16 protein-coding genes are annotated in these 14654 nt (G+C 69.8%); 8 read left to right on the top strand and 8 right to left on the bottom strand.

Translation table 11 applies throughout. From position 1 onward, the window contains the following. Nucleotides 1-9: 9 nt before the first annotated feature. From OHU89_RS27420 to OHU89_RS27410, 3 genes are all read left to right on the top strand, one after another. The gene (locus OHU89_RS27420; protein ID WP_266889379.1) at nucleotides 10-498 is read left to right on the top strand and encodes a phage holin family protein; all 489 of its coding nucleotides are present in this window, start codon (nucleotides 10-12) and stop codon (nucleotides 496-498) included. After that, nucleotides 495-1421: an alpha/beta fold hydrolase gene (locus tag OHU89_RS27415; RefSeq protein WP_405646665.1), complete on the top strand. Its 927-nt coding sequence runs from the start codon at nucleotides 495-497 to the stop codon at nucleotides 1419-1421. The genes OHU89_RS27420 and OHU89_RS27415 overlap by 4 nt, the downstream gene beginning before the upstream one ends. 127 nt (nucleotides 1422-1548) lie before the next feature. Further along, nucleotides 1549-1731 carry a hypothetical protein gene (locus OHU89_RS27410; protein WP_095046639.1) on the top strand — a complete coding sequence of 61 codons (183 nt, stop codon included), beginning with the start codon at nucleotides 1549-1551 and terminating at the stop codon, nucleotides 1729-1731. 13 nt (nucleotides 1732-1744) lie between these two features. Here OHU89_RS27410 and OHU89_RS27405 read toward each other — a convergent pair whose 3' ends face one another. The 3 genes from OHU89_RS27405 to nth all read right to left on the bottom strand — a co-directional run bounded on the left by OHU89_RS27405 (nucleotide 1745) and on the right by nth (nucleotide 4742). Then, entirely contained in the window at nucleotides 1745-2944 is a 1200-nt protein-coding gene (locus tag OHU89_RS27405) for a MarP family serine protease (RefSeq protein ID WP_405646662.1), read from the bottom strand. Nucleotides 2945-2992: 48 nt separating this feature from the next. Further along, nucleotides 2993-3682 carry an NUDIX hydrolase gene (locus OHU89_RS27400; protein ID WP_405646660.1) on the bottom strand — a complete coding sequence of 230 codons (690 nt, stop codon included), beginning with the start codon at nucleotides 3680-3682 and terminating at the stop codon, nucleotides 2993-2995. A 91-nt stretch (nucleotides 3683-3773) separates the two neighbouring features. Continuing rightward, nucleotides 3774-4742 carry an endonuclease III gene (gene nth / locus OHU89_RS27395; protein ID WP_405646658.1) on the bottom strand — a complete coding sequence of 323 codons (969 nt, stop codon included), beginning with the start codon at nucleotides 4740-4742 and terminating at the stop codon, nucleotides 3774-3776. A 252-nt stretch (nucleotides 4743-4994) separates the two neighbouring features. On the opposite strand from nth, the gene OHU89_RS27390 reads away from it, so the two are divergent. Together OHU89_RS27390 and OHU89_RS27385 are read left to right on the top strand one after the other, a co-directional pair. After that, a complete protein-coding gene (locus OHU89_RS27390; protein ID WP_266824125.1) occupies nucleotides 4995-5669 on the top strand; it encodes a Crp/Fnr family transcriptional regulator in 675 nt (224 codons plus the stop codon). Nucleotides 5670-5827: 158 nt separating this feature from the next. Beyond that, nucleotides 5828-6649, top strand: coding sequence for a nucleotidyltransferase domain-containing protein (locus OHU89_RS27385; RefSeq protein ID WP_405646656.1), 822 nt, complete (start codon nucleotides 5828-5830; stop codon nucleotides 6647-6649). A gap of 36 nt (nucleotides 6650-6685) precedes the next feature. Here the strand turns inward: OHU89_RS27385 and OHU89_RS27380 are convergent, their stop codons facing one another. Genes OHU89_RS27380 through OHU89_RS27365 form a run of 4 tightly spaced genes read right to left on the bottom strand, consistent with a single transcriptional unit; the run spans nucleotide 6686 to nucleotide 9059 of the window. Continuing rightward, nucleotides 6686-7516: an MBL fold metallo-hydrolase gene (locus OHU89_RS27380; RefSeq protein ID WP_405646654.1), complete on the bottom strand. Its 831-nt coding sequence runs from the start codon at nucleotides 7514-7516 to the stop codon at nucleotides 6686-6688. Further along, nucleotides 7513-8382: an NUDIX hydrolase gene (locus tag OHU89_RS27375; protein ID WP_405646652.1), complete on the bottom strand. Its 870-nt coding sequence runs from the start codon at nucleotides 8380-8382 to the stop codon at nucleotides 7513-7515. The genes OHU89_RS27380 and OHU89_RS27375 overlap by 4 nt, the downstream gene beginning before the upstream one ends. A gap of 54 nt (nucleotides 8383-8436) precedes the next feature. Continuing rightward, nucleotides 8437-8904: a RidA family protein gene (locus OHU89_RS27370; protein WP_266889391.1), complete on the bottom strand. Its 468-nt coding sequence runs from the start codon at nucleotides 8902-8904 to the stop codon at nucleotides 8437-8439. Further along, complete coding sequence (locus OHU89_RS27365) at nucleotides 8901-9059, bottom strand: DUF4177 domain-containing protein (RefSeq protein ID WP_019063748.1); 159 nt, start codon at nucleotides 9057-9059, stop codon at nucleotides 8901-8903. The genes OHU89_RS27370 and OHU89_RS27365 overlap by 4 nt, the downstream gene beginning before the upstream one ends. A gap of 127 nt (nucleotides 9060-9186) precedes the next feature. Between OHU89_RS27365 and OHU89_RS27360 the strand changes: the two genes are divergently transcribed. Both OHU89_RS27360 and OHU89_RS27355 read left to right on the top strand, forming a co-directional pair. Beyond that, nucleotides 9187-10164, top strand: a complete 978-nt coding sequence (locus OHU89_RS27360) for an ArsA family ATPase (RefSeq protein WP_405646648.1) — start codon at nucleotides 9187-9189, stop codon at nucleotides 10162-10164. Continuing rightward, a complete protein-coding gene (locus OHU89_RS27355) occupies nucleotides 10161-11477 on the top strand; it encodes an ArsA family ATPase (RefSeq protein WP_405646646.1) in 1317 nt (438 codons plus the stop codon). Before OHU89_RS27360 ends, OHU89_RS27355 begins: the two co-directional genes overlap by 4 nt. A 32-nt stretch (nucleotides 11478-11509) precedes the next feature. Here OHU89_RS27355 and wblA read toward each other — a convergent pair whose 3' ends face one another. After that, the gene (wblA, locus tag OHU89_RS27350) at nucleotides 11510-11848 is read right to left on the bottom strand and encodes a transcriptional regulator WblA (protein ID WP_037735517.1); all 339 of its coding nucleotides are present in this window, start codon (nucleotides 11846-11848) and stop codon (nucleotides 11510-11512) included. Between the two features lie 493 nt (nucleotides 11849-12341). Between wblA and OHU89_RS27345 the strand changes: the two genes are divergently transcribed. Then, nucleotides 12342-14594 (top strand): transglycosylase domain-containing protein, encoded by a 2253-nt coding sequence (locus OHU89_RS27345; protein ID WP_405646643.1) that lies wholly within the window; start codon nucleotides 12342-12344, stop codon nucleotides 14592-14594. Nucleotides 14595-14654: the final 60 nt, after the last annotated feature.

The following is a 14654-nucleotide window of genomic DNA, read 5'->3' as shown; positions in this document are numbered from 1 at the left end:
GAGAACGCGATGAGCGCACCCGACGGCAGCCCGGTCGGCGCCGAACGCAGCATCGGCCAGCTGTTCGCCTCGGCGACGACCGAGATGTCCGCGCTGGTGCACGACGAGATCGCGCTGGCCAAGGCGCAGCTCAAGCGGGACGTGAAGCGCGGCGCGACGAGCGGCGGCGCGTTCATGGTGGCCGGCGGGGTGCTGGTGTTCTCCCTGCCGATGCTGAACTTCGCCCTGGCGTACGGCATCCGCACCTGGAGCGACTGGAACCTGGCGGTCTGCTTCCTGCTGTCCTTCGCGGCGAACGTGCTCATCGCGGGCCTGCTGGCGCTGATCGGCGTGGTCTTCGCGAAGAAGGCGAAGAAGGGCGGCGGCGCACAGAAGACCGCCGCGTCGATGAAGGAGTCGGCGAGCGTCCTGCAGAACGCCAAGCCGCATCCGCGGCCGGAGCTGACGCAGGACCGTGTCCCGGAGGCCATCGAAGCTGTGGCACGCTCGTCGTCATGACGGACCCCGCCACACCTGCCTCAGTAGTACGACCGGACGGCCCCTGGACCCATCGCGAGGTCGCCGCCAACGGCGCCCGCTTCCACATCGCCGAGATGGGCGACGGCCCGCTGGTCCTGCTGCTGCACGGCTTCCCGCAGTTCTGGTGGACGTGGCGGCACCAGATGCCCGCGCTCGCCGACGCCGGGTTCCGGGCCGTCGCCATGGACCTCAGGGGCGTCGGCGGCAGCGACCGCACCCCGCGCGGCTACGACCCGGCCAACCTCGCCCTCGACATCACCGGCGTGATCCGCTCCCTGGGCGAGCCGGACGCCGCGCTGGTCGGCCACGACCTGGGCGGCTACCTGGCGTGGACGGCGGCCGCGATGCGTCCGAAGCTCGTACGACGGCTCGCGGTGGCCTCGATGCCCCACCCGCGGCGCTGGCGCTCGGCGATGCTCTCGGACGTCAAGCAGACGCGCGCCGGTTCCTACATCTGGGGGTTTCAGCGCCCCTGGATCCCCGAGCGGCAGCTCACCGCGGACGACGGCGCGCTGGTCGCCCGGCTGATGAGGGACTGGTCGGGGCCGGTACTGCCGGACGACGACGCGGTGGAGACGTACCGCCGCGCGATGTGCATCCCGTCGACGGCGCACTGCTCGATCGAGCCGTACCGCTGGATGGTGCGCTCCCTGGCCCGCCCCGACGGCATCCAGTTCAACCGCCGTATGAAGCGGCCGGTGCGGGTGCCAACACTGCATCTGCACGGCTCGCTGGACCCGGTACTGCGGACGCGGAGCGCGGCCGGATCCGGCGAGTACGTCGAAGCGCCGTACCGCTGGCGGCTGTTCGACGGACTGGGCCACTTCCCTCATGAGGAGGATCCGGTCGCTTTCACGACAGAACTGATCAATTGGCTGAAGGACCCCGAGCCCGATCGGTGACCGTGTGAACGCGCCCGGTATCCGGATCTGAACACCTGTCCGACGAACAGCCACTTGCCCGGCGCATAGGCCAATTGGGGGCCCTGGGGGCGGTTATCGACCTTGGGGCAGGGGCACACGTCGGGGTATGGGCTGGACGCACGACTACAGTGACGCAGCACGCAATCGCCGCTCGGGCCATGGTCTGAGCCCCCACCAACGAGGAGGGGCCCCGCAGATGCAGGGCACGGACCTCCGGGTGGGCATTCCGCACATCCTGCGCCGCCGGGCCCGCTGGGTCTCGGTACGGCTGCGTCACCCTCGAGGCTGACGCACCCCACACCTCACAACGCGCAGCTGTCGCTGTCCACCTGCTGGTTCGCGGTGCGCCCCTTGGCGATGTCCTCCTGGATCTCGTCCGCGGTCAGCGCGTATCCGGTCTGGGCATTGTCCAGGGACTTCGCGAACACCACGCCGTACACCTCGCCTTCGGCGGTGAGCAGCGGGCCGCCGGAGTTGCCCTGGCGGACGGTCGCGTAGAGGGAGTACACATCGCGGTGCACGGTGCCGCGGTGGTAGATGTCCGGTCCGTTGGCCGGGATGCGTCCGCGCACGCGCGCGGCCCGGACGTCGTACCCGCCGTTCTCCGGGAAGCCCGCGATGATCGCGTCGTCACCGCTCTTGGCGTCCGTCGACGTGAACTCGAGGGCGGGCGCCTTGAGATCCGGTACGTCAAGCACGGCGATGTCGCGCTCCCAGTCGTAGAGGACGACCGTCGCGTCGTACTTCCTGCCCTCGCCGCCGATCTGGACGGTGGGTTCGTCGACGCCGCCCACGACATGCGCGTTGGTCATGACGCGGCGCTCGCCGAAGACGAAGCCGGTGCCTTCGAGGACCTTGCCGCAACTCTGGGCGGTACCCATGACCTTGACGATGGACTGCTTGGCGCGGGTGGCGACCGGGCTACCCGCGAGCGCCGGGTCGGGCGGCTGGACCTCGTTGATCGGCTCGTTGGAGAACGGGCTGAAGACCTGCGGGAAGCCGTTCTGCGCGAGGACCGAGGAGAAGTCCGCGAACCAGGTGTTGGCCTGCTCTGGCAGGGCCCGCGCGACACCGAGCAGGACCTTGGAGTTACGGACCTCCTTGCCCAGGGTGGGCAGGGTGGTGCCGGCGAGGGCGGAGCCGATCAGCCACGCCACGAGGAGCATCGCGACGACGTTGACGAGGGCGCCGCCGGTGGCGTCCAGCGCGCGGGCCGGGGACCAGGTGATGTACCGGCGCAGCTTGTTGCCGAGGTGGGTGGTCAGGGCCTGGCCGACCGAGGCGCAGACGATGACGACGACGACCGCGACGACGGCGGCCGTCGTGCTGACCTCCGAGTTGTCGGTGAGGGCGTCCCAGACGACGGGCAGCACGTAGACGGCGACAAGACCACCGCCCATGAAGCCGATCACCGACAGGATGCCGACGACGAAGCCCTGGCGGTAGCCGACGATCGCGAACCACACGGCGGCGACCAGCAACAGGATGTCCAGCACGTTCACCGGTTCAGGCCTCGCCTCATCACACGACACAACACGGCAGACACCCTGTCATGACCGCCAGTCGAGCGGGACCTGCTTCTCCCGGTCCCAGGGGCGCTCCCATCCCGAGTAGTGCAGCAGGCGGTCGATGATTCCGGCCGTGAAGCCCCAGACCAGGGCCGATTCGACCAGGAATGCCGGGCCTCGGTGGCCGCTGGGGTGGACGGTTGTGGCCCGGTTGTCGGGACTCGTGAGATCCGCCACGGGAACGGTGAAGACTCTCGCCGTCTCGTTCGGATCCACGACTCCGACCGGGGTCGGCTCGCGCCACCAGCCCAGCACCGAGGTCACGACGAAACCGCTGACCGGGATGTAGAGCTTGGGCAGCACGCCGAAGAGCTGCACACCCGCCGGGTCGAGCCCGGTCTCCTCCTCGGCCTCACGCAGGGCGGCCCTGAGCGGCCCGTCGGCCTTCGGGTCGCCGTCCTCGGGGTCGAGGGCACCGCCGGGGAAGGAGGGCTGCCCGGCATGGGACCGCAGCGAGCTGGCCCGCTCCATGAGCAGCAGCTCGGGTCCGCGCTCCCCCTCGCCGAACAGGATCAGCACGGCCGACTGCCGCCCCGCCCCGTCCGCCGGCGGCAGGAACCGGCTCAGCTGCACCGGCTCGACCGTCTCCACCGCCTGCACCACCGGGTCCAGCCACTGCGGCAGGCCCTCCTTACTGAGCGCCACGCCCTGTGCATTGCTCGCGCGCGTCATCGCCACCCCCGTCCTTGCGAGTCCAACGCCCGGCCGACCCGAGATCGTTCCTGAAGCCGTGCCGGCCGGCCCGTGCCCCTGGTGCCGCCCCTCATCCGGCCCCCAGCGGCGGCGCCGCCTTCCCGCCCGCGTCCAGGTAGGCCTGCGGAGGGTTGAGCCGCTGCCCCGGGAAGCCGCCCTTCTCGTACTTGAGGAGCTTCTTCGCCTTCTCCGGGTCCGTCTCTCCCTCGCCGAACGCCGGGCAGAGCGGGGCGATGGGGCAGGCGCCGCAGGCGGGCTTGCGGGCGTGGCAGATACGGCGGCCGTGCCAGATGACGTGGTGCGAGAGGTCCGTCCAGTCACTCTTCGGGAACAGCGCGCCGATCGCGGCCTCGATCTTGTCGGGGTCGGTCTCGGCGGTCCACTGCCAGCGCCGCACCAGCCGCTGGAAGTGCGTGTCCACGGTGATGCCGGGCCGCCCGAAGGCGTTGCCGAGGACGACGAACGCCGTCTTGCGGCCTACGCCGGGCAGCTTGACGAGGTCCTCGAGACGGCCCGGAACCTCGCCGCCGAACTGTTCCACCAGCGCCTTCGACAGCCCTATGACCGACTTGGTCTTGGCCCGGAAGAAGCCGGTCGGACGGAGGATCTCCTCGACCTCCTCGGGGTTGGCGGCGGCCAGGTCCTCGGGGGTCGGGTACTTGGCGAAGAGCGCGGGGGTCGTCTGATTGACCCTCAGGTCGGTCGTCTGGGCGGACAGCACCGTGGCGACCACGAGTTGGAAGGAGTTCTCGAAGTCCAGCTCCGGGTGGGCGTACGGAAACACTTCGGCCAGTTCGCGGTTGATCCGGCGGGCCCGGCGCACCAGCGCGGCGGGCGACTCGGCCTTCGCCGGCTTGACGGCGACGGTCTTGACCGGAGCCTTTCTCGCCACGGCCTTCTTCACCGGGACCTTCTTCTCGGCCGCCTGCTTCACCACCGCCGGAGCCTTCTTCACCGCAGCCTTCTTTGTCACTTTTGCCGTTTTCTTTCCGCCACCGGGGTCCTGTTCGCCCACAGCGGAATCTCGACGTACAACCACCCGCCCAGCCCCCTTGGCCTGTGCTCTCACCGGCGATTTGGACACCCGGCCAGCCTAAAGCCCGGCACCGACAATCGCCCCGGACCCAGGAGATCGGCCCCCGATTGGCCCCCTGCCGCTTACCTCGGGACACCTGTGCGGCATCCTTGTGACAGATCACACTGTTTGGACCGTCCGGCAAAATGGGGAACACGGTCCCCTGGTACCAAGGGGGAGCAAGATCCCCTGAGCAGGTCGACAAGGAGAGAACTCGTGGACGACGTTCTGCGGCGCAACCCGCTCTTCGCGGCGCTCGATGACGAGCAGTCCGCGGAGCTCCGCGCCTCCATGAGTGAGGTGACCCTCGCGCGTGGCGACTCCCTGTTCCATGAGGGCGACCCGGGCGACCGGCTCTACGTCGTCACCGAGGGCAAGGTCAAGCTCCACCGCACCTCCCCCGACGGCCGCGAGAACATGCTCGCCGTCGTCGGCCCCGGCGAGCTGATCGGCGAGCTGTCGCTCTTCGACCCGGGCCCGCGCACGGCGACCGCCACAGCGCTGACCGAGGTCAAGCTGCTCGGCCTCGGCCACGGCGACCTCCAGCCCTGGCTGAACGTCCGCCCCGAGGTGGCCACCGCGCTGCTGCGCGCCGTCGCCCGCCGGCTGCGCAAGACCAACGACCAGATGTCCGACCTGGTCTTCTCGGACGTCCCCGGCCGCGTCGCCCGCGCACTCCTGGACCTCTCCCGCCGCTTCGGCGTGCAGTCCGAGGAGGGCATCCACGTCGTCCACGACCTCACGCAGGAAGAGCTCGCCCAGCTGGTCGGCGCCTCCCGCGAGACGGTCAACAAGGCCCTCGCCGACTTCGCCCAGCGCGGCTGGCTCCGCCTGGAGGCCCGCGCGGTGATCCTGCTGGACGTGGAGCGACTCGCCAAGCGCTCCCGCTGACGCTCGGTCTCGGCCGTACGGCTTCGAAGGGCCCGTCTCGCTGAGAGGCGGGTCCTCGCCCGTGTGGCCGTGGGTGCTGGAGGATGCGCCCCCGGACCCCCATTCGGCCGCGCCGTAAATCCGCCGCTCCTGCCCCCTTGTCGCGGCACAGTGAACCCATGGCCGAAACCGTTCTGCGCAAGGGTCTCGACGTCCAGGGCTACCTCGAGCGCGAAGGATCCCTCGCGCGCGTGCCGCACGCCTTCCGTCCGGTCGTCGCCGTGGCGCGGGACCGGCTGCTGGACGTGTTCGGGGCACGACTGCACAGCGCGTACCTCTACGGGTCGGTGCCGCGCGGCACCGCGCGCGTGGGCCGCAGCGACCTCGACCTGCTCGTCGCCCTGCACGAGGAACCGACGGACGCGGACCGCGAGGCGGCCCGGGCGCTCGACACCGCGCTGGACAAGGAGTTCCCGGAGATCGACGGGGCCGGGACGCTGCTCCACAGCCGGGCGCGGCTGCTGAGCGAGGCGGAGACGTACGACCTGGGGTGGTTCGTGGCCTGCCTGTGCACCCCGCTGCTCGGCGACGACCTCGCCGAATACCTGCCGCGCTACCGCCCCGACTCACGGCTCGCCCGCGAGACCAACGGCGACCTCGCCCTGCTGCTGCCGCGCTGGCGCGAGCGGATCTCCCGCGCAGGCGGCTCCGAGGAGGCTCTGCGCCCCCTCGTGCGCTTCATGTCCCGCCACCTCGTCCGCACCGGCTTCACCCTCGTCATGCCCCGCTGGAACGGCTGGACGAGCGATCTGACGGAGATGGCGGAGGCGTTCGGCGCGTACTACCCGGAGCGGGCAGCGCACATGCGGGCGGCCGCGGTGCGTGGGTACGCGCCGCACGGCGACCGGGACGTGCTCATGTCGTACGTCGATGATCTCGGGCCGTGGCTGGCGGAGGAGTACACGCGCGTGCACGGGGTGAAGGCACCGCGTCCGGACTAGGCGTACGCGCGCGGGACGCAGAAGCGCCCCGCCGCGCTAGATCAGCCCGTGCTCCTCCAGATAGTCCAGCTGCGCCCGCACCGACAGTTCCGCCGCCGGCCACAGGGACCGGTCCACGTCCGCGTACACGTGCGCGACGACCTGGCCCGGCGTCGTGTACCCGTCCTCCACGGCTGTCTCCACCTGGGCGAGCCGATGAGCGCGGTGGGCGAGATAGAACTCCACCATCCCCTGTGCGTCCTCCAGGACGGGTCCGTGGCCCGGGAGGACGGTGTGAACGCCGTCGTCGACCGTGAGGGACCTCAGACGCCTCAGGGAGTCCAGATAGTCGCCCAGGCGGCCGTCAGGGTGCGCCACGAGCGTCGTACCGCGTCCCAGGATCGTGTCACCCGTCAGAACCGCCTGATCGGCCGGGAGATGGAAGCACAGGGAGTCCGAGGTGTGCCCCGGCGTCGGTACGACCCTCAGTTCCAGGCCACCGACCCCGACCACGTCCCCGGCGCCCAGCCCCTCGTCGCCCAGCCGCAGCGCCGGGTCCAGCGCCCGCACCTTCGTGCCCGTCAGCTCGGCGAACCGCACGGCGCCCTCGGCATGGTCCGGGTGACCGTGCGTCAGCAGGGTCAGGGCGATGCGCTTGCCGGCCTTCTCGGCGGTGTCCACGACGTTGCGCAGATGCCCCTCGTGCAGCGGCCCGGGGTCGACCACGACGGCCAGTTCGGAGTCGGGCTCGGCGAGGATCCAGGTGTTCGTGCCGTCCAGGGTCATCGCGGACGCGTTGGGCGCGAGGACATTGACGGCCCTCGGGGTGGCGGGGCCTGAGAGCACCCCGCCCCTCGGCTGGCCGGGAAGGGCTGCGGCGTCCGTCATGCGGGGGCTCCACCGGTCGGGATGTGCTTGGTGAACTCGTCGTGCCCCGGCCAGGACAGGACGATCTCGTCGTCGTCCAGGCGGGCCCTGGCCAGGACGGGGGTCAGGTCGCGGGCGGGAGCGGCCGTGAGGGCCTTGCCCGCGGTGTCGTACGGCGCCAACTGGCGCAGGGTCGCGATCGTGGGCGGCATCATCAGCAGTTCGCCCTTGTCGTACGACGCCGCCGCCTCGGCCGGTCCGATCCACACCGTGCGGTCCGCCTCCGTGGAGGCGTTGCGGGTGCGCTGGCCCTCGGGGAGGGCGGCGACGAAGAACCAGGTGTCGTAGCGGCGGGGTTCGAACTCCGGGGTGATCCAGCGGGTCCAGGCGCCCAGCAGGTCCGAGCGCAGCACCAGGCCGCGACGCTCCAGGAACTCGGCGAAACTCGCGTCCCGCGCGACCAGGGCCTCACGGTCCGCCTCCCAGTCCTCGCCCGTGGTGTCACCGACCACCGAGTCCGGGGCCGGCCCCGCGAGCAGGACGCCCGCCTCCTCGTAGGTCTCGCGTACGGCCGCGCAGACGATCGCCTGGGCCTCCGCCTCGTCGACGCCGAGCCGCTCGGCCCACCACGCGCGCGTGGGGCCCGCCCAGCGGATCTGGTGGTCGTCGTCGCGGGGGTCAACGCCGCCGCCCGGATACGCGTACGCGCCTCCGGCGAAGGCCATGGAGGCGCGTCTGCGCAGCATGTGCACGACGGGACCCGCGGTGGTGTCCTTGAGGAGCATGACCGTGGCCGCGCGCTTGGGGACGACCGGGGTGAGCGTGCCGTCGGCCAGCGCACGGATACGTTCCGGCCAGTCCTGCGGAAACCACTGCCCATTCGCCATGGGCGGAGGCTATCCCGTGGTGCGCGAATGTTCGAGAGGTGCCCGGAGGTGCGGCTATGCCTCCGTGAGCTCCACCTGGACCTCGACCTCCACCGGTGCGTCCAGCGGCAGCACCGCCACCCCGACCGCACTGCGCGCGTGGACGCCCTTGTCGCCGAGAACCGCGCCCAGCAGCTCGCTCGCGCCGTTGATGACAGCCGGCTGGCCGGTGAAGTCCGACGCCGATGCCACGAACCCGACGACCTTCACCACACGCTTGACGCGGTCGAGATCACCGGCGACCGACTTGACGGCCGCGAGCGCGTTCAGCGCGCAGGTGCGGGCCAGGTCCTTGGCCTCCTCCGGGGTGACCTCCGCGCCCACCTTGCCGGTGACCGGGAGCTTGCCCTCGATCATCGGCAACTGGCCCGACGTGTACACGTACACGCCCGACTGCACGGCCGGCTGGTACGCGGCCAGCGGCGGGACGACCTCCGGCAGTGTCAGCCCGAGCTCGGCGAGCTTCGCCTCGACCGCGCTCACGCCTTCTCCCGCTTCAGGTAGGCCACCAGCTGCTCGGGGTTGTTCGGCCCGGGCACGACCTGGACGAGCTCCCAGCCGTCCTCGCCCCAGGTATCCAGAATCTGCTTCGTGGCGTGTACGAGCAGCGGCACAGTCGAGTATTCCCACTTGGTCATGCGGCCGACTTTAGCCGTTGACCGGACACAGGCTCCGCCCCTGGGGGTCCGGGGGCCACCCCCCGGAAAAACGCAGTATCCACAGCCTGCCGGTTGGTACCCGCATCGAATGGTTACGCTCGAAGACGTGAGCAGGCTCCAGGTCGTCAGTGGCAAGGGCGGCACCGGTAAGACGACGGTGGCCGCGGCCCTCGCGCTCGCCCTGGCCACCGAGGGGAAGCGCACGCTTCTCGTCGAGGTCGAGGGCCGCCAGGGCATCGCACAGCTCTTCGAGACGGAGGCATTGCCCTACGAGGAGAGAAAAATCGCGGTCGCACCGGGCGGCGGGGAGGTGTACGCCCTCGCCATAGATCCCGAACTGGCCCTTCTGGACTACCTCCAGATGTTCTACAAGCTCGGTGGAGCCGGACGCGCCCTGAAGAAGCTCGGCGCCATCGACTTCGCCACCACCGTCGCGCCCGGTCTCAGGGACGTCCTGCTGACCGGCAAGGCGTGCGAGGCGGTGCGGCGCAAGGAGAAGTCCGGGCGGTTCGCCTACGACTACGTCGTGATGGACGCACCCCCCACCGGACGCATCACCCGCTTCCTCAACGTCAACGACGAGGTGGCGGGGCTCGCGAAGATAGGGCCGATACACAACCAGGCACAGGCGGTGATGCGGGTGCTGAAGTCGTCGGAGACGGCCGTGCACCTGGTGACGCTGCTGGAGGAGATGCCCGTCCAGGAGACCGCGGACGGGATCGCCGAACTGCGGGCGGCGAAGCTGCCGGTGGGGCGGATCATCGTGAACATGGTGCGCCCGGAGGTGTTGGACGCGGACGAGTTGGAACTCGTCCGGGGCACCACTCGTTCCTCCTTCGCACAGTCGCTGTCCGCCGCCGGGCTCGGCGGGGCACGGCGCGGCGGGCATGCCGAGCGGCTGGTGGACCCGCTCCTGGCCCAGGCCGAGGAGTACGCCGAGCGGTACGCGCTGGAGCACGAACAGCGCGCGGCGCTCGGCGAACTGGGCCTGCCGCTGCACGAACTGCCGCTGCTCGCCGAGGGCATGGACCTGGCGGGTCTGTACGAGCTGGCCACGGAACTGCGGAAGCAGGGGATGTCATGAGTCCGGACGTCGAGGGGCAGGCCCGGCACCACCGCCTCTCCCCCGCGCACATGCTCGACCTGGATCCGCTGGTCGACGATCCGGCGACGCGCATCGTGGTGTGCTGCGGCTCGGGCGGCGTCGGCAAGACCACGACCGCGGCCGCGCTGGGCCTCAGGGCCGCCGAGCGCGGCCGGAAGGTCGTCGTCCTGACCATCGACCCGGCCCGCCGGCTCGCCCAGTCCATGGGCATCGACTCTCTCGACAACACCCCACGCCGCGTGAAGGGCGTCGAGGGCGACGGCGAGCTGCACGCGATGATGCTCGACATGAAGCGCACCTTCGACGAGATCGTCGAGGCGCACGCGGACCCCGAGCGGGCGTCCGCGATTCTCGGCAACCCCTTCTACCAGTCGCTCTCGGCGGGCTTCGCGGGCACGCAGGAGTACATGGCGATGGAGAAGCTGGGCCAGCTGCGGGCCCGCGACGAGTGGGACCTCATCGTCGTGGACACCCCGCCGTCCCGGTCCGCGCTGGACTTCCTGGACGCGCCCAAGCGGCTCGGGTCCTTCCTCGACGGCAAGCTGATCCGGCTGCTCACCGCGCCGGCCAAGCTCGGCGGGCGCGCGGGGATGAAGTTCCTGAACGTCGGGATGTCGATGATGACGGGCACCCTCGGCAAGCTGCTCGGCGGTCAGCTCCTCAAGGACGTCCAGACGTTCGTGTCCGCCATGGACTCGATGTTCGGCGGGTTCCGCACGCGCGCGGACGCCACATACAAGCTGCTCCAGGCGCCCGGCACGGCGTTCCTGGTGGTCGCGGCGCCGGAGCGGGACGCGCTGCGGGAGGCCGCGTACTTCGTGGAGCGGCTGGCCGCCGAGGACATGCCGCTCGCGGGACTGGTGCTCAACCGGGTCCACGGCAGCGGCGCCGCCCGGCTGTCGGCCGAGCGGGCACTCGCCGCCGCGGAAAATCTTGAGGAGTCCCGCATTGTCGATCAGGAGGACGGGAAAGCTGGAGTTCGTAACTCTCCCGACACAGACGGCAGTTCAGAGTCCCCAGCATCCGATCCGGTGTCCGCCGAAGGCTCCCCTGCCGCGGACCGGACCGTCGAACAACTCACCGCAGGCCTGTTGAGACTGCATGCCGAGCGTATGCGGCTGCTCTCCCGCGAGCAGCGCACGCGTGACCGCTTCACCGCGCTCCACCCCGAAGTGGCGGTGGCAGAGGTGGCCGCGCTGCCCGGCGACGTACACGACCTCGCGGGGCTGCGAGACATCGGAACACGGCTCGCGGCCGGTCGGCCGGAGCTGCCCGAGACCTCGGACGGCTGAGCCGCGCGGACGGACCCCCAGGAGTCTCGCCCTCAGCTCACCGCCGCGTAGTTCTCGTACACCTCATCGTCGTCGAGGGGCAGAATGCCGACCCCTCGCTCGTACTCCGTACGCGCGGTCTCCAAGAGCCGGCGCCAGGAGGTCACGGTGGGCCGCCTGCGCAGCAGCGCACGGCGTTCCCGCTCCGTCATGCCTCCCCACACGCCGAACTCGACGCGGTTGTCGAGCGCGTCGGCCAGGCACTCCGTGCGCACCGGGCATCCGGTGCACACCGCCTTGGCCCTGTTCTGCGCTGCTCCTTGAACGAACAGCTCATCTGGATCGGTAGTGCGGCAGGCCGCCTGCGCACTCCAGTCGGTTACCCAGCCCATACCGGCGCCGTCCTCTCCCGAATCGAGGCTCCCCCACGGCGGCAGCGGCATATTCACCGCCGCCAGTTGAGGACGTTACGGAAGGTGGGCACAGCGCAACACCCCCTTCGGGCCCAATCTTGAATGGCCCGAACGGACTATGCGTAAGCGGCAGATCACCCGGGGGAGTGAGCTGGCGACATGCGTGATCATCCCGACAAAGCGGGACAGTTCAGTTGAGTCACAACGGGCACCCGGTGACACACAAGGCGGATTCGGACACGTCCCCATCAAAAAGTTGGGGAACCTCCGGAACGATTCGGGGTCGCCGGACGTATTGATACGTGGCCGCACTGCTGTGACAGTTGAGAGCAGCTTAGGCCAAGGCCTGCGCGCGTGTCCGGCGAATGAGAAGGTAGGCGCTCTCTTTGCCATGCGCGCGAAAAGCCTGCCGAACATCCCGAGGAGCAAGCGCTCCCTCCGAACGCTCATGAGTACGGATTAGGCTGCCCCCATGTCGAAGAAGCGCTCCGGCGGCGGTCTGTCCCCCGCCCAGCAGGCCGCCAAGTTCCTCGGTGTCAGCGTGCTCTCGGGTGCGGTGCTGGCGGGCATCGCGCTGCCCGCCTTCGGTGCACTCGGACTCGCGGCCAAGGGGTCGGTCGACAGTTTCGACGAGCTCCCGGCCAATCTGAAGACGCCGCCGCTGAGCCAGCGGACCACGATCCTCGACGCCAAGGGCGGCCAGATCGCCACGGTGTACTCGCGCGACCGCACGGTCGTCGAGCTCAAGGACGTCGCGCCGTACATGCAGAAGGCGATCGTCGCGATCGAGGACTCGCGCTTCTACCAGCACGGCGCGGTGGACCTGAAGGGCGTGCTGCGCGCGCTCAACAAGAACGTGCAGAGCAGCGGGGTGGCCGAGGGCGCGTCCACGCTCACCCAGCAGTACGTGAAGAACGTCTTCGTGGAGGAGGCCGGCGACGACCCGACGAAGGTCGCCCAGGCCACCCAGCAGACCCTCGGCCGCAAGATCCGCGAGCTGAAGTACGCGATCCAGGTCGAGGAGGAGCTGGGCAAGAAGAAGATCCTCGAGAACTACCTGAACATCACGTTCTTCGGCCAGCAGGCCTACGGCGTCGAGGCCGCCGCCCATCGCTACTTCTCCAAGTCCGCCAAGGACCTCACCCTGGCCCAGTCGGCACTGCTCGCGGGCATCGTCCAGTCACCCAGCCGGTACGACCCGATCAACGACGAGGCCGAGGCCACCAAGCGGCGCAACATCGTGCTGCAGCGCATGGCCCAGGTCGGCGACATCTCCCGCGCGGAGGCCTCCAAGGCCCAGGAGGAGAAGCTCGGCCTGAAGGTCAGCCAGCCCAAGAACGGCTGCATCACCGCCGTGAAGGGCGCCAGCTTCTTCTGCAAGTACGTCGAGGCCGTCTTCAAGAGCGACCCGGTCTTCGGCAAGACCAAGGAGGACCGCGCCAAGGTCTGGAACCAGGGTGGTCTGACGATCAAGACCACCCTCGACCCGCAGGCGCAGGACTCGGTCCAGGCCTCGCTCAAGGACCACGTCTACAAGTCGGACAAGGTCGCGGCCGCGGCCACCCTCGTCGAGCCCGGCACCGGCAAGATCGTCGGCATGGGCCAGTCGAAGCCGTACGGCTACGGCAAGAACGAGACCGAGATCAACTACTCGGTCGGCTACGGCATGGGCGGCTCCAACTACGGCTTCCCGACCGGTTCGACGTTCAAGCCGTTCGTCGCGGCGGCCGCGCTGGAGGAGGGCCGGCCGGCCAACCAGGAGTACTCCTCGCCGTACCAGATGGAGTACCCGAGCCCCGTCCAGACCTGTGACAGCAAGCCGTGGGTCAACCTGAACGGCGAGAAGCTGGAGAACGAGTCGGAGTCGGAGAAGGGCCCCTACCGCCTGCGCAAGGCGATGGAGCTGTCGGTCAACACCTACTTCGTGCAGATGATCTCCGACATCGGTCTGTGCCCCGTGGTCAACATGACCAACAAGCTCCAGGTCGTGCAGGGCAACGGCGACAAGCTGCCCGAGGTGCCCGCGATCGCGCTGGGCTCCAAGGGCATCTCCCCGCTGACGATGGCGACCGCGTACGCCGCCTTCGCCTCCCGCGGCATGTACTGCACGCCGATCGCCATCGAGTCGATCACCCAGCGCGTCGCCCAGCAGCAGAAGTCGCTCGAGGTGCCCAAGTCGACCTGCTCGCGCGCCATGTCCGAGACGACCGCGGACACCGTCAACCAGCTCCTCAAGGGCGTGGTCGACTCCGGTACCGGCCAGACGGCGGGTCTCTCCGACCGTGACAACGCCGGTAAGACGGGTACGACGGACTCCCGCAAGAACGCCTGGTTCGTCGGCTACACGCCGAACCTGTCGGGCGCGGTCTGGGTCGGCAGCGCCTCCCAGAAGGTCGAGATGAAGAACATCACGATCGGCGGCGAGTACAACGACCTCGTCTACGGCGGCAAGGTCCCGGGCCCGATCTGGAAGGACGCCATGACCGGCGCCCTCGCGGGCAAGGACGCCCCGGACTTCAACTACATTCAGCTCCCCCCCGACAACCCGGACCGCGGCAACGGGGACGGCGACGGAAATGGGAACGGCAACGGGAATGGCAACGGCGACGGGGACAACGGCGACGACGACGGTGGCACGGACGGCGGGGCCTTCCCGGACCCGACCTTCTCGATCCCGGAGGACCTGTTCCAGGGCAACAACGGGAACGGCGGCCGCAACGGCTAGCCGCTAGACGAAACGGCCCCTTCACCGTCGTACAGAGATCTCTCTACGACGGTGAGGGGG

It is taken from the genome of Streptomyces sp. NBC_00019 (genome assembly GCF_045041015.1).
GTDB lineage: Bacteria > Actinomycetota > Actinomycetes > Streptomycetales > Streptomycetaceae > Streptomyces.
This window is presented reverse-complemented; position numbering and strand designations above follow the sequence as displayed.

Excerpts from the sequence above, each read along its gene's own strand:
- OHU89_RS27420 (WP_266889379.1), top strand. The coding sequence starts at position 10 with ATGAGCGCACCCGACGGCAGCCCGGTCGGCGCCGAACGCAGCATCGGC.
- OHU89_RS27415 (WP_405646665.1), top strand. The coding sequence starts at position 495 with ATGACGGACCCCGCCACACCTGCCTCAGTAGTACGACCGGACGGCCCC.
- OHU89_RS27410 (WP_095046639.1), top strand. The coding sequence starts at position 1,549 with ATGGGCTGGACGCACGACTACAGTGACGCAGCACGCAATCGCCGCTCG.
- OHU89_RS27400 (WP_405646660.1), bottom strand. The coding sequence starts at position 3,682 with ATGACGCGCGCGAGCAATGCACAGGGCGTGGCGCTCAGTAAGGAGGGC.
- OHU89_RS27385 (WP_405646656.1), top strand. The coding sequence starts at position 5,828 with ATGGCCGAAACCGTTCTGCGCAAGGGTCTCGACGTCCAGGGCTACCTC.
- OHU89_RS27380 (WP_405646654.1), bottom strand. The coding sequence starts at position 7,516 with ATGACGGACGCCGCAGCCCTTCCCGGCCAGCCGAGGGGCGGGGTGCTC.
- OHU89_RS27375 (WP_405646652.1), bottom strand. The coding sequence starts at position 8,382 with ATGGCGAATGGGCAGTGGTTTCCGCAGGACTGGCCGGAACGTATCCGT.
- OHU89_RS27365 (WP_019063748.1), bottom strand. The coding sequence starts at position 9,059 with ATGACCAAGTGGGAATACTCGACTGTGCCGCTGCTCGTACACGCCACG.
- OHU89_RS27355 (WP_405646646.1), top strand. The coding sequence starts at position 10,161 with ATGAGTCCGGACGTCGAGGGGCAGGCCCGGCACCACCGCCTCTCCCCC.
- wblA (WP_037735517.1), bottom strand. The coding sequence starts at position 11,848 with ATGGGCTGGGTAACCGACTGGAGTGCGCAGGCGGCCTGCCGCACTACC.
- OHU89_RS27345 (WP_405646643.1), top strand. The coding sequence starts at position 12,342 with ATGTCGAAGAAGCGCTCCGGCGGCGGTCTGTCCCCCGCCCAGCAGGCC.